Raw genomic sequence first — 18,703 nt, forward strand, 5'->3', positions numbered from 1 at the left:
GCGCAGAGCTGCAAGGTGCGGTGACACGGGGAAACGGCACAACGCGTACGCCCGGGGATGCGTTGACGACGCGGTTCCGGCGAACGGCCGCGCGGGCGGTGCACGCGCTCAGGACGTCGCGAGCTGCGCGATCGGCGTCAGCGGAAGCCACGGGTACTCGGCGTGTCCCGGCGCCGGGTCCGAGGCCATCGGGACGCGCTCCATGACAAGGGTCTGCCGGGCCACCCGGGCCAGACCGGGGCGGAACGGTCGCAGGGCGTTGCCGACAGCCCAGACCACCGGCGTGGGGATGTGCCCCGGATGCTTGCCGGGCGCCGTCACGAGGGCCGCCAGGTCCGTCTCGCTGAGGTTCTCGCCCGCAACCTCAATGACGCGTCCTCGCAGAGATGGGTCCGTGGCGGCCCGCGCAACAGCCACGGCGACGTCGTCGACCGCGACGAAGTTGACCGCGTTGCGTCCCGGGCCCATGACCTTGGGCACTCCGGACCTGCCTGCGGTGCTGCGGAAGAGGTCCAGCCACATGTCAGCGAACGCACCTGCCCGCACGATGGTCCAGCGGATCCCGGATGTGGCGGCCTCATTGAGGAGCGCCGCCTCGGCGGCCGCCTTCATGCGGAAGAGCTCGATGGGGTGGTCCTCCCGGGCGCCGACGATCGACACCAGAACGATGTCCGCGCCGGCCCGACGGGCGGCCTGGATCAGGTTACGGTTGCCGTCGCGGTCGACCTCCGAGGGCGCCTCACCGGCGGCCGGATCCATACCGTGCATGGCGGACACGACGACGCTGGAGCCGGCCAGCGCCGGGGGAAGCGAAGAGGGGCGACGGACGTCCGCGGCCAGGAATGACGCCCCTGCCAGCGGTGTGACCGGCGCCGACCTCGCGACGGCCCTCACGGGCTGCCCCTCGGCGAGCAGGTGAGCCGTGACGAGGCGGCCGAGCCTGCCGGTGCCGCCGACGACGGTGATCATGGCTGCCGGGCCCGGTGGGTGCTGGTCTCGTGGACGGCATCCAGGCCTGGGGGAGCGTTTCCGGCCATGGCGGCGAAGACCGCGTCGATGTCCGGGCCGCCAGGCTCGACCGGCGCTGCATACATGTGCGCGCTGCTGATCCGGCCGCCGGTCACCACCGCGATGAAGACCATCCGAGTCTCCAGTGGTTGGCCGTCCCACCGCTTCCCGACTTGGGCGCCCTCGAGCCAGAAGCCCGCGTCGGTGACGGCGTGCCCCTCCACGTCCAGGCGCACGTCGGGCACGGCGTTGAACACCGTGTTCCAGTTCTTGCGCACCTGGGCGGATCCGGTGAACGACCGCGCCGGGTGGACCGGATCGGTCAGGGCGTAGTCCTCGGCAAAGCAGTCGACGAGGCCGTCAAGGTCGTGCGCGTTGACTGCTGCGACCAGTCGGTCAAGGACCTGGGCGGGAGTGTGCGTCGTGTTCATGATGTCTCCCTCGCATTCGATACAGTTGCCTGTATCTATTTGAAAGGGTGCTCCTCATGACGTCCGCCGTCAAGGGAACGATGGCCGCCGGTCCGCGGCGCCGCTACGACGCCTCGGCCCGCCGCGCGCGCGCCGCCGAGCGGCGCGACGCGGTCATCGCGGCAGCCCGCAGCCGCTTCCTGGCCCGCGGATTCACCGCCACGACCATTGCCGAGGTCGCGGCTGACGCGGGCGTCTCCGTCGAGAGCGTCTACAAGTGGTTCGGCACCAAGGCGGGACTCCTCAAGGCAGTCTGGGACCAGTCGCTCGCCGGCTCCGGGACCACCCATGCCGAGCTTCGGAGCGACGCCGGCTCTCGCTCCGCCACCGACGGGCGCGCCATCATCCACAACTGGGCGCGCCTCGCCGCCGAGGTCGGCGCCGTGGGAGACCCCGTCCACCGGCTCATCGCGAGCGCGGCCCACGTCGATCCCGAGGCTGCCGACCTGTACGCCGAGATCGAGCGTGAGCGAGCGGCGCGGATGGAGCACAACGCGGCATACCTCGACGACGGGGGATACCTACGTCAGGACGTGACGGCGGAGCTGGCACGAGACGTGCTGCTGCTCTACACAACGTTCTACGAGACGCTCGTGACGGACGCGGGGTGGACGCCCGAGCAGTTCACTGCCTTCGTCGAACGTGGCCTGACCGCCCACTTGCTGCCCTGACGACGACCGGCCGGACGCGCTTGCCGTGCACAGTTCGACGCCTGCCCGGCAAGGCCCGGCAGCGGTCGGTAGGCCTGTACCGACACTGACCGCTGACCGCGGCTGCGACAGCGACCGGCTGATGCCGGACGACCCTAGGGCGACATAACGGGGTGCCCGCGCTGAACGCGGCAATAGAGGATGTTCTCGTGACCAACTTCTGATGTGGTGGGTCGGCTTTGCCGCGTCGATGGTCCTGTGGTTGCCCGCCCTACGGACAAATCCGGTACCTGCGTTTCCCACCCGAGTGCGGTGGGGAGCTCGTCGACAATCAGCTGCTCGGCGAGATCGAACTGTTTTCGGACGTAATCGCCGACGTCGTCGGATTCCCCCTTCGACTCTCCCCGCGGCAGCTCGACCCCCTCCTCGGCGTTTCCTTAGACGCACGGCGCCAGCTCAGCAAGAGCGAAGAAAACCCGACCCCCACACCTGGGCCCCAGGCACGCACTGACTCGGCAGAGGCATGACCGCCTGGGGCGTCTGATCACCGCTGCACTACTGGGACAAACCGACGTTGGCTTTGTTGAGTGCGGCGATCATCTCGGTGCGCCAGTCGCGGGCGGAAGGCATCACCTTTGTGAGCGCGGACGAGACGTGGATGTGCCCTTCCTGCAGCGAGTACGTCGCGTTGACCCCGGCCGCGTTGAGGCGGTCGGCGTACCGCTGGCCGTCATCGCAGAGCGGGTCGTACTCGGCGGACATGATGTACGCCGGCGGCAGACCGGATAGGTCGCTGGCCAGAAGCGGCGAGGCGTAGGGGTGGGTGGCGTCCTCGGGGGCTGGCAGGTAGTACGGCAGCAGTTGTTCGATGGTGGTCAGGTCGAGGCCGTATCCGGTGGCGTTCCTGTGCATCGATGGGCTGGCGAGGGTGAGGTCGAGGGCAGGGACCTCGAGCAGTTGTAGGGCCAGCTTGGGGCCGTTTTCGTCTCGCAGTTTGAGGCACAGGGCGGCCGCGAGGTTGGCGCCAGCGGATCCGCCACCGACGCTGACCCGATCGACCTGGATCCCGAGCTCGTCGGCGTGATCGAACATCCACATGAGCGCCGCGTGGCAGTCGTTGAGCCCGGTGGGGAACTGGTGTTCCGGGGCTTTGCGGTACTCGACGGTCACCACGACGCAGTCCGCGCCGGCGCAGCGTTCCTGGCAGGTGATGTCGATGTACGGGGTGTGGATGGTGCCCGCGATCCAGCCTCCGCCGTGGATGTAGAGGTGAGCCGGGTGCGGCCCGTCGCCCTCGGGGTAAAAGATCTTGAGGTCGATGTTCCCGCCGTTGACGGGGATGGTCACGGTGCGACGGGACCGCACCGGCGGACCGGGCTCGGTGAACTGCTCGACCATCACAGCGGCGCCTGCGGCGTCCTGGGCGCGGAAGGCGGGGAAGTCATCGATCTGCTCGGGGACGGGCGGCAGGTTGGCGACGAGCGGCTCGAGGAACGGGTCGAGAGGCATGGCGGTGTGTCCTTTAGTTTGGGCCGGCAGCACGCGAACTGTCGCACGCTGCGCTACGGAGTTGAACGTTGGTTACAGGCAGGCGCGGAGGGCCCGGCAGAGCGCTTCGGCGCGGTCGTCAGGTACACCGCCGGGGCGGAGGGTTTGGTACCCGAAGGAGAGCTGCTGCTCGAGGTTGGCGAACCCCAGCTGACCACCGGCGCCGTCGTGGCCGAAACTTCCGGCGCCGGTCATGCGCCGGCGGAGGGAGTCGGTCATGAAGCCAGTTCCCCACCGGTTGCCCTCGTCGACGCCGACGTACGGTGCGCCGACCGAGAGTGGGAGCCGGGCGTCACGGACGGTGCCAGGCTGCAGCAGCCGCACCCCGTCCACGTCGCTGACGGTTGCGGCGTAGAGCTTGGCGAGGTCGTGGGCGGTGGTGACGAGGTTCCCGGCGGGGATCTCAGGCTCCAGCCAGTCAGCCCGGTTCACGGCGCTGAACAGATCCAGCCCGTCGAAGGCGCCCAGACCCATCACCCGGTCGAGCATTGCTGCGTCGACGGTGTCGATGGCGGGCGTCGCGTCGGGCGCGGCGGGTAGGGGCTCTCCGATCAGCGCCAGGTCGGGGTCGTCCAGGTGCGCTCCGAAGGTCATGTGCAGGCCGAGTGGCTCGGTGATCTTCTCGCGTAGCCACTGGCTCGGTCGCGATCCAGTGGCCCGGCGCAGCACCTCCCCGGCGAGCCATCCCACCGTCATGGCGTGGTAGGCGTATGCGGTGCCCGGGGCCCACAGCGGCGCCTGCTTCTCGAGCGCCTGGGTGACGGGCGTCCAGTCTTGGACCTGTTGCGCGGTGAGCGGCTCGGTAGGCGCGATCAACCCGGCCTGGTGGGCGAGGACCTGCCGGACGGTGATGGCGTCCTTGCCGTTTGCGGCGAACTCCGGCCAGTAGTGCGCGACCGGGTAGTCGAGCTCGAGCTGGCCTGCTTCGGCCGCCATGAGTAGGCAGACGGTGGTGACTCCCTTGCTGACGGAGAACAGCACGCTACGAGTGTCGTGGGTGAACGGGGCACTGTCAGAGCCGTCGGGGTGCTCGGTGCCTCCCGTGCGGTTGGTGGTACCGGCCCAGAGGTCAATGAGTAGCTTCCCGCCGACGTAGACCGCGCAGGCAGCGCCGGTGTCGCCGCGCTCATCGAAGTTGGCGACGAACGCGTCGGCGACGCGCCCGAAACCTTCGGCGACGTCTCCCTCGTACTTGGTGACGGTCATGACGACTCCTGCGTGGATCGGTATTGAGGCGCTCGGCTCGGCGCAAACTGGTCTTGGACGGACGACACGGCGCCGCGGTCGGCGCGCAGACCATCGCCGTCAGCGTGAGGCTCCCCCGCGGGATCGGGAGGTGCCACCTCTGGGATGCTGCGTCCCCCAGTGGCGGAAGGGGCCGGGAGGGTCGTGTCGGGCACCTCGCTTCGCCATTCGGGGTAGCGGTGGCACGCCACTGACCGCCCGTCCGGCAGCAGGCGCAGCGGGGGCCGTTGTCGGCTGCAGATGTCGCGGGCGACGGGACAGCGCGACACGAAGGCACAGCTGCCGGCTCCGCCCGAAACGTCTGCGGGCAGGGCGGGCTGGGCCAGCTTGGCCTCGTGGACGAGCTGGCGCTGCTGTTGCCGTGCGCGTTGAATCGTGGGGTCGGCCACGGGCGCGGAGAGCAGCAGCTCGTGCGTGTAAGGGTGGGCTGGCTGCGCGGTGACGAGGCGGGTGGGCCCGACCTCCATGACCTGGCCCCGGTAGAGGACGGTGACGTCGTGGCAGACGTGCCGCACGACGGACATGTCGTGGGAGATGAACAGGTAGCTCACTCCGTGCTCCTCCTGCAGGTCGCTGAGCAGGTTGAGGATCTGTGCCTGCACGGACAGGTCCAGGGCGCTGACGGACTCGTCGCAGATGACGAGCCGGGGTGAGGTCATCAGGGCCCGCGCGATCGAGATGCGTTGGCGCTGTCCTCCGGAGAACTGGCCCGGCAGCCGGTCGGCCGCATCGGGGCTCAGGCCGACATCCTCGAGCATCTGGGCGGTGCGTGTCCGGATCTCGCTCTTGGACCGCACGCCTTGGGCGCGCATGGGTTCGGCCAGGCTGCGCCCGATGGTCCAGGACGGGTTCAGAGAGCTGTTCGGGTCTTGGAACACTGCCTGCAGGGTCCGGCCGAGGGACCGGCGTGGTGCTCCGGACAGGGTGGTGATGTCCTTGCCGTCGAGCTGGACGGTGCCGGACTGGACCGGCACCAGCCCGAGGACGGCGTTGGCGAGGGTCGACTTGCCGGAGCCGGACTCGCCGATGAGGCCCATGGTGCGGCCTTGGGGCACGGTGAGGCTGACATCGTCCAAGGCCCAGAACGTGTTCTCGGCGCGGCGGCGGCGGAACCCGACCCGAAGGTTGGCCACCTGTAGGACGGGCATGGTCGTGTCGTCGACGGCGGTGACGTCGGTGGAGTCCATGGTGCTCATCGCGGCATCGCTCCTTCGCTGACAAGCTCTTCGATGCGGATGCAGCGGGTGTCCGACTGGCCCGATACGGCCAGGAGGGGGATGGGGGCCCGCGTGCACTGGTCACGTGCGAAGGTGCACCGGCTCGCGAACCGGCATCCGGTTGGCCAGGATCCGGGTGGCGGGACCCTGCCCGGCAGGGTCGGCAGGCGCGAGCTTTCGGCAGCCAGGCTCGGCTCGGCGGCGAGCAGCGCCGCCGTATAAGGGAACCGGGGGTGGGTGAAGAGGGTCTGCACGTCGGCGCGTTCGACGACCTCACCGGCGTACATGACAACCGCCCGGTCGGCGATCCCGGCGATCACGCCCCAGTCGTGGGTGATCAGCAGAACGGCCATCTGTGTGCTCTGCTGCAGCTCGCGCAGCAACCGCAGGATCTCGCCCTGCACGGTCACGTCCAGTGCGGTGGTCGGTTCGTCGGCGACCAGCAGCTGCGGCCGGCCGGCCAGGGCGATGGCGATGTTTACGCGTTGAGCCATGCCGCCGGAGATCTCGTGCGGGTAGGTGCGCAGCACTCGCTCCGGATCCGGGATCTTCACCTGCTCGAGCAGCTCGATCGCTCGAGTCCGCCGCTGGGTGTGCGACGTGTCATCGTGGACGGCGATGACCTCCATCAGCTGACTGCCGATGGTGTGGGTCGGGTCCAGGCTTCCCAGCGCGTCTTGAGCGACGTACCCGATGCCCGAGCCGCGAATGGCACGGTAGGCGGCCGGGCCGCCGGCTACCAGGTCAGTGCCTTGGAAGATCACCTCCCCCGCGGACGCGGTGAGGCCCTCCGGCAGCAGACCCAGCACGGCCAGTGCGGTGACGCTCTTGCCGCAGCCGGACTCTCCGACGACGCCGACGACCTCCCCGAGGTGGATGACGAAGGTCGCGTCGTCGACCAGCGTGGTCGGCTGCGGCCCAGCAGTGGTGACGGCGAGGTGCCGCACTTCGAGCAACGCCGAGCTCCGCGCCTCGAGGGTTACCTCTCCGGGACGAAGTGTGGGCGTCCTCTCGTGCGCCGTGGCTTCTTTGGACGCAGGCTGTGCGTCGCGCCGGGCGGCGGCTGCTCTGCGGGATCGGCGGCTGGGCCGCGCGGAGTTGGTGGCCTCCCCGGAGGTGAGGTCCCGGATGGTGTCTCCGAGCAGCCCGAGGGCCAGGACGGTCACGGCAAGGATCACGCCCGGAGGAATCAACAGCCACGATGTCTCGGTGATGACGGTCGAGGCCTCGCCGATCATCCCACCCCACGTGGGACTGTCGGAGCTGAGCAGACCCAGGAACGCGAGGGCGGCCTGCACGCCCAGGGTGACCCCGGCGAAGACCGTCGCCTGCGCGAGGATGGGGCCCAGGACGCGGCGCAGGATGTGGGTCGCCATGATGCGGGCGTTGCGGACTCCGGCCACCTTGGCGGCGGTCACGAACAGCTCCTCCCGGACCACGAGCGTCGCCCCTCGGACGACCCGCACCAGACCAGGCGCGGCCAGGACCGCGAGGGTGACCATCGCCGCCGACGGGCTCGAGGAGAACACGCCGAGCACGACCAGCACGAGGATGATCGGGGGAACCGCCAACATCAGCTCGGTCACACGCCCCACGATGGCGTCGAACCTACCGCCTCTGTACCCGGCGATGATCCCGACCGGGATGCCGAGGACGAGGAACACGACAAGCGCGATGAGGGAGTTCTGCAGCGACGGGATGATGCCGTACAGCAACCGGCTCAGCACGTCCCGCCCAAGGGTGTCGGTGCCGAGCAGGTGGGTGGTTGATGGTCCTTGAAGGACCTCTGACAGGCTCTGCTGGTCCGGTGGGAACGGTGCGATGCTCGAGGCGAGCAGCCCCGCGAGGACCAACAGGGCCAGGTATGTCACTGCGGTGAACCCGCGAGGCTGGCGAAGCAGTGAACGCGCCCAGCGGGCTCGCGCCGTGGTCGCGCCCGGCATCTCGGCCGTCCCCGATGGTCCGAGGGCTGCGATTGGCTCGCTGAGGACTGAGTTCTCGGTCATGTCAGACGCACCCTGGGGTTGAAGTAGCCGTACGCCAGGTCCACGGCGAGGTTCACCACGATGACGATGAGGGTGAAGTACACGACGACTCCTTGGATGAGGGGGAAGTCATGGGCAGCGGTGGCCTGCACGGCGGTGCTGCCCAGACCTGGGATGGCGAAGATGAACTCCACTGCGACCGTGCCGCTCAGGGCACCGACGAACACCAGCCCGACGACGGTGAGGATCGGGATCGCGGCGTTGCGCAGTGCGTGACGGAAGAGGATCGAACGGTCGGAGATGCCGGCCGCTCGCAGGGTCCGCACGAAGGGGCGATCCATCGCCGTGGCGACGGCGTCGCGGGTCTGTTTGGCGATGATCGCGACGGCCGGAACCGCAAGGGTGATAACGGGCAGGACGAGGGAGCTGGCCCACCCGATCGGGTCTTCGAGCGGATCCACGTAGCCGTTCGGGGGGAACAGCTGCAGTTCGACGGCGAACACCACGACGAGGATGAGCCCGAGCCAGAAGTCCGGCACGGCCAACCCGATCACCGACACGGTGTCGACCAGTCGGCCTATGCGCCCACGGCGGGCGCCGCGCACACCGAGGGCGATCCCGACCACAGCGGCCAAGAGCGTGGCACCGATGATCAGCGAGAGGGAGGCACCGATCCTGGAGTTCAGCTCGTCGACCACCGGGGTGCGGCTGATCAGTGAAGTGCCGAGGTCGCCGTGCAGGGCGTTGGTCAGCCAGTGCCAGTACTGCTCCCACAGTGGAAGGTCCAGGCCGAGCTGGTGACGGGCCTCCTGCAGCTGTTCCTCTGTGGCGTTCTGCCCCAGCAACGAGCGGGCAGCATCACCGGGGAGGAGACCGACAGCGATGAAGGATACGGCGGCAGCGGCCAGGACGAGTGGCACGGACCACAGGAGCCGCCGTGCGACGAGTCTGAGCATCAGGTGATCTCCGTCCGGTCCGCGCTCAGCCGGCCGGCCTGATCTCGGTCAGCCATGGCACGCCCGAGTTCCCAGAGGTGGCGTCGAGGCCGGTGATGCCCTTGGTCGTGTAGTAGCTCAGCGGTGCCCCGACCACAGGGACCGACCAGGCCTGCTCGACCAGGCGGGCGTTGATCTGCTTCTGCAGCGCCGCGCCCTGCTCCTCGTTGGCTGCGTAGTACTGGGCGTACAGCTTGTCGAGCTCGGCGTCCTTGTAGTGGAAGGGGTTGAAGGGCCCGGCGGGGTTGATGAACCCGGCGTACAGGCTTGCCATGTTCGCCAGGCCGTAACCCATGACCGCGGTGGGGTACTTGGTCGACAGCATCCCGATGACGTAGTCATTGACGCCCGGTTTCGTCGTGATCTTCAGCGTCACCCCGGCAGCGGACAGCTGTCCGGAGATCGCCTGCATCAGCTTGTTCAGACCGGCCACCGTCGTGTCGATCGACTCGAGTGTGATCCCGTTCGGGTACCCGGCCTCGGCGAGAAGCTGCTTTGCCTTGGCAACGTCGTAGGGGTAGCGCTCGTTCAGCGCGGTGTCGTACGCGGCTTGCCCGGTGAGCGAGTACTGGCTCAACGCGAGGGCCTCGTCGCCGTAGAGCGCCTTCGCGATGGCCTTGCGGTCGACGGCGTAGTTCAGCGCCTGCCGGACCCGCACATCGCCAACTGGCTTGCTGATGGTGCCACTGCGATCGAGCAGGTTGAGCCCGGACATGGCCTGCGGCGGGGCGATGACGTTGAGCCCGGCGCTCTTGGCGGCTGAGAGCGTGGTCGGGTCACCGAGCGCGGCCTGGACCTGACCCGAGCGCATCGACTGGATCATCGAGGACGGGTTGGCGATGACCCGCAGCGTCACCTTCTTCCAGTGCTGCCGGTCCTTGTTCCAGTAGTTCGGGTTGGGCACGAACGTGTAGTGGTCGCCGCTGACGGTCTGGGCGGCGTCGAGCATGTACGGGCCGGCCCCGGCCGTGCTCTTGTCCAGAGTGCTGGGGTTGGCCACCGCTTTGGGGCTGGCGATGTTGCCGAGCCCGAAGGCCTGGGCGAAGTTGAACGTCAGGCTGGGGTCGCTGCTCTTGAGCGTGATCCGGACGGTCATCGGACCGGTGGCGTCGATGGTGGTGACGTTGGCGAGCAGTGGGGCCAGCGAGCCGGTCTTCTGTGCCCGCAGGTAGTCGAGGTAGGTCTTGACGGCCTTGGCGTCCAGGGTTTCCCCGTCGCTGAACTTCACCCCGTTTCGCAGCGTCAGCTCGTAGACCTTGTTGCTGCTGCCTGCGACGTAGCCGAACTTGACGGCGAGCCCCGGCGCGAAGGTGCCGTCCGGCTGCATGACGACCAGCGGGTCGTAGGCCCACTGGTAGGTCGCGCCGTAGGCCGGGTCGCCCACGGCGGGGTTCAGCGAGGGCGGGCCGGCCTGGGTGCCGAACGTCAGCTCGCTGGGGGCAGCGGAGGCACTTGCGGTGTTCGTCCCGGCGCGGGAGCACGCCGAGAGCGCCACTACCGGCAGGACGGCAGCGACGACAGCGGCTCGGGTCAGGGCGCGGCGGCTGGGTCGGAAAGCAGGGTTCGAGGACATCTAAGACTCCGTTGGCTCAGTGCTAACTGCGTTTAGCGACTGTCCAGAGGTTAGGCGCGTCAGTTGGGAACTGTCAAGGGCTAACCCGATATAGCACTGGGACTAACCCGGTCTAGCACAGGCGCCACGCCTCCACTAGGGTGGGAGGGCAGCCACCCGGAGCGAAAGGACGAGCCACGTGACCGCGCAGAGCCACTCAGCCGACTCCTCTCCTGATGACCCCGACCACTCGCAGCGTGACCGCATAGGGAAGGCCCTTCCCGAAGCAGCGCCTGGTCCCGAGAAGAGGCCGGCCATGTCCGCGAAGTCGAAGAGGAAGTCCACCAGACCAAGCCGCGGCCAGGCCGGCGCCGGGTCCCGTCGGGTCACCCTGGCGCAGGTCGCCGAGGCCGCTGGCGTGTCGCGTTCTGCGGCGTCCTTCGTCATGACCGGGCGCACCGATCAGCGCATCTCCGAGGAGACACAGGCACGGGTGCGCTCGGCCGCCGCAACCCTGGGCTACCGCCCGGACGTGACCTCCCAGATCCTGCGCACCGGGCAGTCCGGCACCATCGCGCTCGTGTCCGAGTTCGTGGCCAGCACCCCCTACGCCAACCGCATCATCGGCGCGGCCCTCGACCAGGCCCGCAAGCACGACACGGTGATGTTCATCGCCGAGACGCTCGGCGAGAAGGACACCGAGGAGCGCCTGCTGCACAACCTCCTCGACCGCCGGGTTGACGGGTTCGTCTACGCGTCCATGTTCACTCAGAACGTGACCATCCCCGACGTACTCCGGGGAGTCCCGCTTGTGCTGCTGAACTGCTGCGCATCCGACGATCGCGTCCCCATGGTCATCCCGGACGAGGTGGGGGCCGGGCGGACAGCGGCCCAGGCGCTGTTGCGCCATGGCCACCGCGACCGCATTCACTACATCGGCGGACCAACATCGGACTTCCGGGGAGGCCCCGAATGGGGTGGACGCGTGGGCACCGCCGTTCTCGACCGACTCGCCGGGGTGAAAGAAGAACTGGCCCACGCCAACCTGCGGCTTGCCGGCATCAGCGAGACCGACAACTGGGAACCGCGTAACGGGCGCGAGGCGGTAGCCAACCTGCTCGCCCACGGTACGAGGCCCACAGCGCTCATCTGTGCCAACGACCGCCTCGCCTTCGGCGCTTACCAGGCCCTCGCCGCTGCAGGACTGCCCATCCCAGAAGACGTGTCTATCGTGTCGTTCGACCACTCAGACCTTGCCGGCTGGCTCCAGCCATCACTCAACTCCATCGCCCTACCCCACGAGGAAATGGGCGCTCTAGCCGTCGACCTGCTGATGTCCGAGAAGCCGCGCACCGGCAAACACGCCATCCGCATGACCCTTCACAAGGGCAACTCCATCAGCACGCCTCACCCATCCTGAGGCACTGACCGCGCAAGGGACGTCCCGATACGACTTCCTCTGCAGGACCGCGCCCAACGCGGCAGAAGAGCGCGGTGGTGAATCGGGCTCCGCCGATGATGCGGCAGTTGTGCCTGGATAAGTACCTGTCTGAACTGCGGGACAGCACTGATGATCTCAGCCGTGCCTCTTTAGTCCGGACTCTGACCGGCAATCCGTCGAAGGGCCTCAGCCACTCGCCGGAGTTCCTTCATGGGCAGATCCGAAGGCCACAGCGAGATCTGCCGGGGAGCCCCTTCCGCGTCGGGATCCATGAGCACCAGCTGCCCCTCGAGTGTGAGACCGCATTCGGCGGCGCCAACGTCGAGCCGTGGCTAAAACTCTTCGAGACGTCCACGGTGATGAGCCCGACTGGCCACGCGGGGTCGACATCATGGACGACCGGTCGAGAGCCGAATAGGGTCCGCTTCCGACCCCCGCTTCGCCGACGTGGGACGAGGCCGGGTGATCCCATCGCCTTCAGGACTGCTCGGGCTTTCTCGATGTCACGCTCTGCCGCCGCGCGCTCCTTCAAGCTCTCCACGCTTGGATGGTTGGACACAGCATCTCGAGATTGGCACGTGATGCACTGGTCGATGACCCGCACGGTTGAGGTGGCAAGCGCCCGGTGACTCGAGCAGAACGCGCGTTCGCACGTCGAACACCTTCCGATCGCTATGACGCCGCACGCCGTGTCCTTCACCGGCAGGTCGCAGTCGGCCGACATCAGGACGTCCTCGCGGAGCGGGGGATGGCTTGGTAGGGCGGGCTTGACTGACCGTTTGACGTCGGGCCTTCAGTAGCGCGGACCGGGCGGTCTCCCCACGCCTTGCGGTGGGCCCTCGCACGTCGCAACTCGGAATGCATCCGCGATGGGTGCATTAGCTGAGCCTCCTTCGACCGGCCGACGGCGTATCGGATCAAGCTTGATAATCGCAGGTCTGGCCGGAGGTTCGTGCCGTCAGGTCGAGAGACCTCGCGCGCCGATCGTCCAGCCCGCACACGAGGCGCCGACTCTGTCTTTCGCGGGTGCAACAGTGGCCTGTCAGGCGCTCGTCGGATGTCCGCTACTCGGCATGACCTGCTTGGGGAGCGGCATGGTCGCGCGACCGACGTGAGGCATGCTCACCCAATGAGTGGCTTCATCGAGCGGGGCACGAGACGACGCGATCAAGCTCGACGCTTGAGCGAGTTGGGCGACTGTCCCAGTTGCCGCCACCCTTGGGAAGAGCACCCCGGCACGGGCAATGACCGGCACGGCATGTGCGGCGAATGCGCCTACGAGTTCGAGCACGATCAGCGAGAGTCGGCTGACCCCGGCTGCCGCCTTCCGTGTCCGCCGTCGGATTGACGCACAAGTCGCGCGGCATGAGCGGTAAACGTCTCACAGCGATGAGCGGACGGCGGTGCTAGCCCTGAAGCCGCTCGGCGCTGCTGCGCCAGGCCGGCGGTACCTCGTCGGTGGCCCAGGAGGCGGCAGTGAGCTCCACGGGGATCGCCAGCGGCTCGAGCTCCTCGACGAAGATGCGGGTCATCGTCTCGACCATGGGCGGGTTGAAGCCGAAGCTCTCGGTGTCGAGGGTCAGGACCAGCCCGCCGTCGTGGACCGCGGGTCCCAGGACGCCCTCGACGATCCCGCTCGCGTCGGGGTCTTCCGTCCCGTCCGGCAGGATGCCGAACAGGCGGTCGGCCACCCGGCGCAGAGCCAGGCCGAGCGCGTCCGGGACATCAGCGTCCGTAGCGACGGGGGTGCTGATACGAACGTGGAACCGGGCTTCCCCGACGTGGCTGACGACGTCGGAGCCCGGGTCCGCGAGCTGCCCCGGCAGCAGCTGGAGCGACTGGCCATCGGGTGTCAGCACGAACTTCAGGCCCATGCGCCCGTAGATGTTCTCGTCCACCCGCACGTACGTCGTCACCCGATCCAACCCCTTCGTCGACAGGCCGCACCGCGGCTGAGCCGTCACACCGTACGACGCGCGCGGGCCTCGAGCGGGACATCGGCTCAACCCTCGGGCGGCGCGTCCATGCAACGTTGCCGAAGGAGGTGCACCTTCCGCGAAGCGCTTCCCCGCACCGCGGCAGATGAGGTCAATCGCTGAGGGCTCGATCACGTGTGAGGCGGACCAAGGAGGTGGCAGACCAGCCCGCGATTGCCAGAGTCATGGCAGCGGCAACGGCGGCACCAGCGCGTCCTTCAGAGCCGCCAAGAACGCCGGCGATGACGGCGTACACGAACCACACACTGAAGCCGAGCGTCGCGAGCGTCAGCAGGATCAACTTGGCTTTGGGCACGAGGGTGAGACTACGACACGGCCACTGGAACGTCCGCTATTCGGCAATTCCGGTAAACAACGACCCCTATATAGGTCCGCCTCGCGACGATAGGACACATCTCAATCGACTTGTCCGGGGGCGGCATAACGCTCAGTGAAGGGCAGGCCCGATCCGCTTCACTTTCCGCGTCGCCGGGGGTCAGCCCATGACCAAGCCCTCGATGTCGTGTTTCTGGACTATGGGGTGCAGCTCGGTGACTATCGGGCAGGACAGGTGTGAGCGGACCGGCTCGGGCAGCCGCTCCCAGAACCTACGTGTCACCGCGAGGTCGTGGCGGGCGTCGTTCCCGGCCCCGGGTGCGTCGACACCGAGGACCAATACCGGTCGCGGCAACTCTGACTGGTTCGGCGTGCCCCGATGAATAGTGAGGGCGGATCGGGCAGAGATGTCACCCATCTGCGGGTACTTCCGTTCAGCCAGTGCCTCGTAGCGCGGGTATGCCGACTTCGGCGGGAACTGTTCGTGGTCGAAGTCGTCGCCCGGATCCCACTGTGTGCCTGGCGCGATCTCGAAGGGACCCATCTCGTCGGTGGTATCCACCGTGGTCATATTGAAGGCCAGCGATGTCAGACGGTGATCGTTCTTTGTCTCCGGCGGGCTGGGAAAGTCGCGGTGCCACGGCTGCACCTTCGCAGCGGGAAATGGCGTGTCGAACCCCACCTCCACTATCTGGTAGTCCGGTCCGAGCATCGTCTCGCAGACGGTCCGGACCCAGGGATGCTCGACCAGGTCCACGAAGCCGCGCACATCTTCGGGGTGGATCTCCACGTACCAACGGTTGGGCCCACGCCCCACGGCTCCTCCCGCCCTCGAGCGGGCCTCCTGGAATGCCGCATCAATGTCCTCCCGCAGCTGCTGCACCCATTCGCGGGAAAAGGCGCCCTTGCAGGCGATGATGCCGTCGGTTTCCAGCCCGCGCCGGATCTCCTCGACGTCGAACTCCCCTTGGTGGGTCGTGCCCAGGCTCATAGAGCGACGCTACCCCGCTAGATGGGCTCTGCGACGGCGGAGGAGCACCCACCAAGCGGGACACTGGTCAGCCCGGCGGGACTCCGAGCCGATCGGGCATCGGTGAGTCACCTGCGCGAGCACCCGTGAACCGTGTTGCAGCCCTGGTCCCGTGACGGACCGGGGCCGCCTGACCGACAGGCGGCGGCGTGACGCATTAAGTGCGGCAGGCATAGGCGCGCCCGTTCCCTCAAGGCAAACCTAGCCCTTGCAAGCGACGTGGACGGCATGTGTAGGTCGAGACTTGTGTCCGCGTGGCCGGGCCGGCAGCTCGATCGAAACCCTTTAGCCGTGGGCAGTTGGCTCACGTCGCCGGTGTCAACGATCTCGGCCGTTAGGACGCGAAGTTTGCGGTTGCTGTTCTGGCTCGCGTTCACCACCCTTGAGAAGGCGTCCGTCGCGTTGACTTGCCGGAGCGCCATGATGATGCCGATGGCAGCGGCGATCTGCCGGGACGCGATCAACGCTCCTTCCAGGTGGGCCGCGTGCTGGACGCTCACGATGCCTTCGGCCTGCCGTTCGGCGAGCAGTTTGGCGTCGATCGGCGCGCTCCTCCAGTCGCCCGATCCGTTCGTGGTTCGCGTCTGCTCGCGTCTTCTCGGCAGCTCTGCGCGAAGGCTCGCCTGGTCGGCGCGAGCCTCGCCCGCGTCCGCACGGTCGTGGGCTTCTGCTGCTTCGTGTTGCAGCGACTCGATGGCGGCGCGGTTGGTGTCGACGGCTTCACGCAGATCGTCCATCTTGTGCTGCCAGTCACCCTCGGGCTGCTGATCGCTCGTGCTCAGGATTATGGCCGTGGGCCACCCCGCGGGGGCGAGCGTTGACGGGTGGTCGGGCTACCCGGTCTCGGGCGGTTGCCAGCCTTGGTCGGTCCTGATCGCTCGCATGATGCGTCGGGTGATTTCGCGGAGCTGCCGTCGTTGCGGCTGTGTCAGCCGGTCGAGGACGAACTGGTGGACCGTCTCCACGTGACCGGGGGTCGCCGCCTCGAACGTGCGATGTCCGGCGTCGGTCAGGATGCCGAGGGTGTAGCGCCCGTCGCTCGGGTCCGGCGTGCGCTGCAGCAGTCCCTTGGTCTCCAGGCGGGTGGCTGCACGGGACAGACGCGACAGCGAGCTGTTGGCGTAGCCGGCGAGCACGCTCATGCGCAGCCGGCGGTCTGGCGCGTTGGCCAGCGCATAGAGGATGCCGTACTCGAAGTGTGTGAGTCCCACGTCTCGCTGCAGCTGGCTGTCCAACGCGGGTGGTAGCCATTCGAGCACGGTGGCGAGCGCGGCCCAGGTCTCCAGGTCCTCGCCCTCGAGCGATGCGCGACGGCCGGCGTCTGACATGCCAGCAGCGTAGGGCAAGTGGCAGGTGAACCACCGCAAGATGACTTGACTGAGCAAGTGATAGCCGCTTCGATTGACTTGACCAAGCAAGTCATCAGACAACCGGGAACAGGCACAGACGTATGGACATGCAGCTACAGGGCAATCGCGCCTTCGTGAGCGGTTCGACGCGGGGCATCGGGTTCGCGATCGCGAAGGCCATGCTCGCCGAAGGGGCCTCGGTCATCATCAACGGCCGGGACCGGGGCCGCACCGGCGCCGCGGTCGATCGCCTGCGTGAGCTGGTGCCGGGAGCCGACGTGAGTTCATTGACCGCGGACTTCGAGGACGCGACCCAGGTTCAGCGCATGCTTGGCGCGCTGGGGGACCTCGATGTTCTCGTGAACAACGTGGGGGTGTTCGAGGTCAAGCCGTTCGAGGCGATCACCGACGCGGACTGGCAGCGCTACTTCGAGGTCAGCATCATGAGCGGAGTGCGGCTCTCTCGGCACGTCCTCGACGCGATGCTCGCCAAGGGCTGGGGGAGGATCATCTTCATCAGCAGCGAGTCCGGGGTGAACGTTCCTGCTGACATGGCGCACTACGGGATGACCAAGGCGGCAATGCTGGCTCTCGGCAACAGCCTCGCCAAGCGCACGCGCGGCACAGAGGTAACGGTGAACACCATCCTCGCCGGACCCACCTACTCGGATGGCGTTGCTGACGCGGTCAGCCAGATCTCGCAGGCACAGGGCATCCCTGTCGATGACCTCAAGAGCGCCATCGTCACCGGCAACCAGACGTCGCTGCTGCAGCGCTTCATCGACCCGGCAGAGATTGCCAATCTTGCTCTGTACCTAGCCAGCCCGCTCGCTTCCGCAACGAACGGTACTGCCGTGCGCGCGGACGGCGGAGTGCTGACAACCATCCTTTGATGGAGTGCTCTCCGATCCGCGCCCGCGGCCTAGCTCGTAGCCTCGGCACCTGCCAGCGACGCGTCGAGTCCGGACCCATCTCGCAGTTCGCCTCCAACTGGGCGGTCGACCGTTCGCCAACAAAGGCCGGGCGCGTCACGAAGGCGGGCTAGGTACCTCGCGGCGCAAAGACGCTCGTGGGTCCGTACCCCAGCTGCTGTGGATGAGAGACCGCCTTGGCGATCCGGTGTCTGCCAGTCTCGAGGGATGGCAACAGTGGTTCTGCACGCAGTGGTGTCGGTTGACGGCTTCATCGCCGGCCAGGACGACGACCCGGGTCCGCTCTTCGACTGGTACTTCAACGGTGATCAGCCGCTCACCGACGAGGCCGGTGAAGGGCAGCACGCCCGATTCCGGGTGACCGCCGCCTCGGCGAGGTACACCCGCGCGTTCTGGGACAGCATCGGCGCGACGATCATGGGCCGGCACTTGTTCGACCTCACCAACGGCTGGGACGCCGACCCGCCGGCGGGCGAGCATCTCGTCGTGGTGTCGAACCGGCCGAAGCCCGAAGGGTGGCACCCTGAGGCCGATGTCCCCTTCTTCTCGGACGTGACCGAGGCGGTTCAGGAGTCCAAGCGCCGCGCCGGCGACCGGGTTGTCGCCATCTGCGCCGGCGACGTTGGCGGGCAGGCGCTGCAGCTCGGGCTGGTCGACGAAGTCGCCATGGACGTCGTCCCTGTCGTCATGGGCGAGGGCAAGAAGTACTTCGGCCGGCTCACCGGCCAGCACCTCCTCGATGACCCCTCGGTCGTCATCCAGGGCGACCGGGTCCTCCACCTCCGTTACCCCGTCCGCCGCTGACACAAAGACATCCCCGCAAGCCTCTAGCCAAGGGGGTTCGCGGCGGAGTGACTGACGCGTTGCCGGATGCCGAGGCACAGGTGCGCGGGCACAGGATCCAGGCACAGGATGCGCCTGATCTCGAAGCCGACGGAGTCACCTTTGGACCTACTAGGGAGGCAAGAC

General features: G+C 67.8%; 17 protein-coding genes. 4 read left to right on the top strand and 13 right to left on the bottom strand.

Going from position 1 to position 18,703, the window contains the following annotated elements:
- Positions 1-108: 108 nt before the first annotated feature.
- Positions 109-969 (bottom strand): SDR family oxidoreductase, encoded by an 861-nt coding sequence (locus AC1DE0_RS08865; protein WP_478099409.1) that lies wholly within the window; start codon positions 967-969, stop codon positions 109-111.
- Positions 966-1,439: a nuclear transport factor 2 family protein gene (locus AC1DE0_RS08870; RefSeq protein ID WP_478099411.1), complete on the bottom strand. Its 474-nt coding sequence runs from the start codon at positions 1,437-1,439 to the stop codon at positions 966-968. The genes AC1DE0_RS08865 and AC1DE0_RS08870 overlap by 4 nt, the downstream gene beginning before the upstream one ends.
- Positions 1,440-1,495: 56 nt before the next feature.
- Here AC1DE0_RS08870 and AC1DE0_RS08875 point away from each other — a divergent pair, with 56 nt between their 5' ends.
- Entirely contained in the window at positions 1,496-2,149 is a 654-nt protein-coding gene (locus AC1DE0_RS08875) for a TetR/AcrR family transcriptional regulator (RefSeq protein ID WP_478099414.1), read from the top strand.
- A 534-nt stretch (positions 2,150-2,683) separates the two neighbouring features.
- On the opposite strand, the gene AC1DE0_RS08880 is transcribed toward AC1DE0_RS08875, so the two are convergent.
- The 6 genes from AC1DE0_RS08880 to AC1DE0_RS08905 all read right to left on the bottom strand — a co-directional run bounded on the left by AC1DE0_RS08880 (position 2,684) and on the right by AC1DE0_RS08905 (position 10,691).
- The gene (locus tag AC1DE0_RS08880) at positions 2,684-3,637 is read right to left on the bottom strand and encodes an alpha/beta hydrolase (protein ID WP_442277073.1); all 954 of its coding nucleotides are present in this window, start codon (positions 3,635-3,637) and stop codon (positions 2,684-2,686) included.
- Between the two features lie 72 nt (positions 3,638-3,709).
- Positions 3,710-4,882, bottom strand: coding sequence for a serine hydrolase domain-containing protein (locus AC1DE0_RS08885; protein ID WP_442277074.1), 1,173 nt, complete (start codon positions 4,880-4,882; stop codon positions 3,710-3,712).
- Positions 4,879-6,117 carry an oligopeptide/dipeptide ABC transporter ATP-binding protein gene (locus AC1DE0_RS08890; RefSeq protein ID WP_442277075.1) on the bottom strand — a complete coding sequence of 413 codons (1,239 nt, stop codon included), beginning with the start codon at positions 6,115-6,117 and terminating at the stop codon, positions 4,879-4,881. Before AC1DE0_RS08890 ends, AC1DE0_RS08885 begins: the two co-directional genes overlap by 4 nt.
- A complete protein-coding gene (locus tag AC1DE0_RS08895; protein ID WP_157623396.1) occupies positions 6,114-8,144 on the bottom strand; it encodes a dipeptide/oligopeptide/nickel ABC transporter permease/ATP-binding protein in 2,031 nt (676 codons plus the stop codon). The genes AC1DE0_RS08890 and AC1DE0_RS08895 overlap by 4 nt, the downstream gene beginning before the upstream one ends.
- Entirely contained in the window at positions 8,141-9,079 is a 939-nt protein-coding gene (locus AC1DE0_RS08900; protein ID WP_442277077.1) for an ABC transporter permease, read from the bottom strand. Before AC1DE0_RS08900 ends, AC1DE0_RS08895 begins: the two co-directional genes overlap by 4 nt.
- A gap of 25 nt (positions 9,080-9,104) precedes the next feature.
- Entirely contained in the window at positions 9,105-10,691 is a 1,587-nt protein-coding gene (locus tag AC1DE0_RS08905; protein WP_442277078.1) for an ABC transporter substrate-binding protein, read from the bottom strand.
- Positions 10,692-10,986: 295 nt separating this feature from the next.
- On the opposite strand from AC1DE0_RS08905, the gene AC1DE0_RS08910 reads away from it, so the two are divergent.
- Positions 10,987-12,090 (top strand): LacI family DNA-binding transcriptional regulator, encoded by a 1,104-nt coding sequence (locus AC1DE0_RS08910; RefSeq protein ID WP_478099426.1) that lies wholly within the window; start codon positions 10,987-10,989, stop codon positions 12,088-12,090.
- Between the two features lie 1,427 nt (positions 12,091-13,517).
- Here the strand turns inward: AC1DE0_RS08910 and AC1DE0_RS08915 are convergent.
- The 5 genes from AC1DE0_RS08915 to AC1DE0_RS08935 all read right to left on the bottom strand — a co-directional run bounded on the left by AC1DE0_RS08915 (position 13,518) and on the right by AC1DE0_RS08935 (position 16,781).
- Positions 13,518-14,027, bottom strand: a complete 510-nt coding sequence (locus tag AC1DE0_RS08915; RefSeq protein ID WP_478099429.1) for a hypothetical protein — start codon at positions 14,025-14,027, stop codon at positions 13,518-13,520.
- A gap of 172 nt (positions 14,028-14,199) precedes the next feature.
- Positions 14,200-14,403, bottom strand: a complete 204-nt coding sequence (locus AC1DE0_RS08920) for a hypothetical protein (RefSeq protein WP_478099431.1) — start codon at positions 14,401-14,403, stop codon at positions 14,200-14,202.
- A 180-nt stretch (positions 14,404-14,583) separates the two neighbouring features.
- Entirely contained in the window at positions 14,584-15,414 is an 831-nt protein-coding gene (locus AC1DE0_RS08925; RefSeq protein WP_478099432.1) for a phytanoyl-CoA dioxygenase family protein, read from the bottom strand.
- A gap of 107 nt (positions 15,415-15,521) precedes the next feature.
- Positions 15,522-16,190: an ANTAR domain-containing protein gene (locus AC1DE0_RS08930; protein ID WP_478099434.1), complete on the bottom strand. Its 669-nt coding sequence runs from the start codon at positions 16,188-16,190 to the stop codon at positions 15,522-15,524.
- A gap of 96 nt (positions 16,191-16,286) precedes the next feature.
- Complete coding sequence (locus AC1DE0_RS08935) at positions 16,287-16,781, bottom strand: MarR family winged helix-turn-helix transcriptional regulator (RefSeq protein ID WP_478099436.1); 495 nt, start codon at positions 16,779-16,781, stop codon at positions 16,287-16,289.
- Positions 16,782-16,903: 122 nt separating this feature from the next.
- On the opposite strand from AC1DE0_RS08935, the gene AC1DE0_RS08940 reads away from it, so the two are divergent.
- Both AC1DE0_RS08940 and AC1DE0_RS08945 read left to right on the top strand, forming a co-directional pair.
- Positions 16,904-17,695, top strand: a complete 792-nt coding sequence (locus AC1DE0_RS08940; RefSeq protein WP_478099438.1) for an SDR family NAD(P)-dependent oxidoreductase — start codon at positions 16,904-16,906, stop codon at positions 17,693-17,695.
- Between the two features lie 246 nt (positions 17,696-17,941).
- Positions 17,942-18,538 carry a dihydrofolate reductase family protein gene (locus tag AC1DE0_RS08945; RefSeq protein WP_478099442.1) on the top strand — a complete coding sequence of 199 codons (597 nt, stop codon included), beginning with the start codon at positions 17,942-17,944 and terminating at the stop codon, positions 18,536-18,538.
- The last annotated feature ends 165 nt before the right edge of the window (positions 18,539-18,703 follow it).

It is taken from the genome of Terrabacter sp. 05T424 (assembly GCF_056396225.1).

Coding starts and splice junctions, on each gene's coding strand:
- AC1DE0_RS08865 (WP_478099409.1), bottom strand. CDS start 969: ATGATCACCGTCGTCGGCGGCACCGGCAGGCTCGGCCGCCTCGTCACG.
- AC1DE0_RS08870 (WP_478099411.1), bottom strand. CDS start 1,439: ATGAACACGACGCACACTCCCGCCCAGGTCCTTGACCGACTGGTCGCA.
- AC1DE0_RS08875 (WP_478099414.1), top strand. CDS start 1,496: ATGACGTCCGCCGTCAAGGGAACGATGGCCGCCGGTCCGCGGCGCCGC.
- AC1DE0_RS08880 (WP_442277073.1), bottom strand. CDS start 3,637: ATGCCTCTCGACCCGTTCCTCGAGCCGCTCGTCGCCAACCTGCCGCCC.
- AC1DE0_RS08885 (WP_442277074.1), bottom strand. CDS start 4,882: ATGACCGTCACCAAGTACGAGGGAGACGTCGCCGAAGGTTTCGGGCGC.
- AC1DE0_RS08890 (WP_442277075.1), bottom strand. CDS start 6,117: ATGAGCACCATGGACTCCACCGACGTCACCGCCGTCGACGACACGACC.
- AC1DE0_RS08895 (WP_157623396.1), bottom strand. CDS start 8,144: ATGACCGAGAACTCAGTCCTCAGCGAGCCAATCGCAGCCCTCGGACCA.
- AC1DE0_RS08900 (WP_442277077.1), bottom strand. CDS start 9,079: ATGCTCAGACTCGTCGCACGGCGGCTCCTGTGGTCCGTGCCACTCGTC.
- AC1DE0_RS08905 (WP_442277078.1), bottom strand. CDS start 10,691: ATGTCCTCGAACCCTGCTTTCCGACCCAGCCGCCGCGCCCTGACCCGA.
- AC1DE0_RS08910 (WP_478099426.1), top strand. CDS start 10,987: ATGTCCGCGAAGTCGAAGAGGAAGTCCACCAGACCAAGCCGCGGCCAG.
- AC1DE0_RS08925 (WP_478099432.1), bottom strand. CDS start 15,414: ATGAGCCTGGGCACGACCCACCAAGGGGAGTTCGACGTCGAGGAGATC.
- AC1DE0_RS08930 (WP_478099434.1), bottom strand. CDS start 16,190: ATGGACGATCTGCGTGAAGCCGTCGACACCAACCGCGCCGCCATCGAG.
- AC1DE0_RS08935 (WP_478099436.1), bottom strand. CDS start 16,781: ATGTCAGACGCCGGCCGTCGCGCATCGCTCGAGGGCGAGGACCTGGAG.
- AC1DE0_RS08940 (WP_478099438.1), top strand. CDS start 16,904: ATGGACATGCAGCTACAGGGCAATCGCGCCTTCGTGAGCGGTTCGACG.
- AC1DE0_RS08945 (WP_478099442.1), top strand. CDS start 17,942: ATGGCAACAGTGGTTCTGCACGCAGTGGTGTCGGTTGACGGCTTCATC.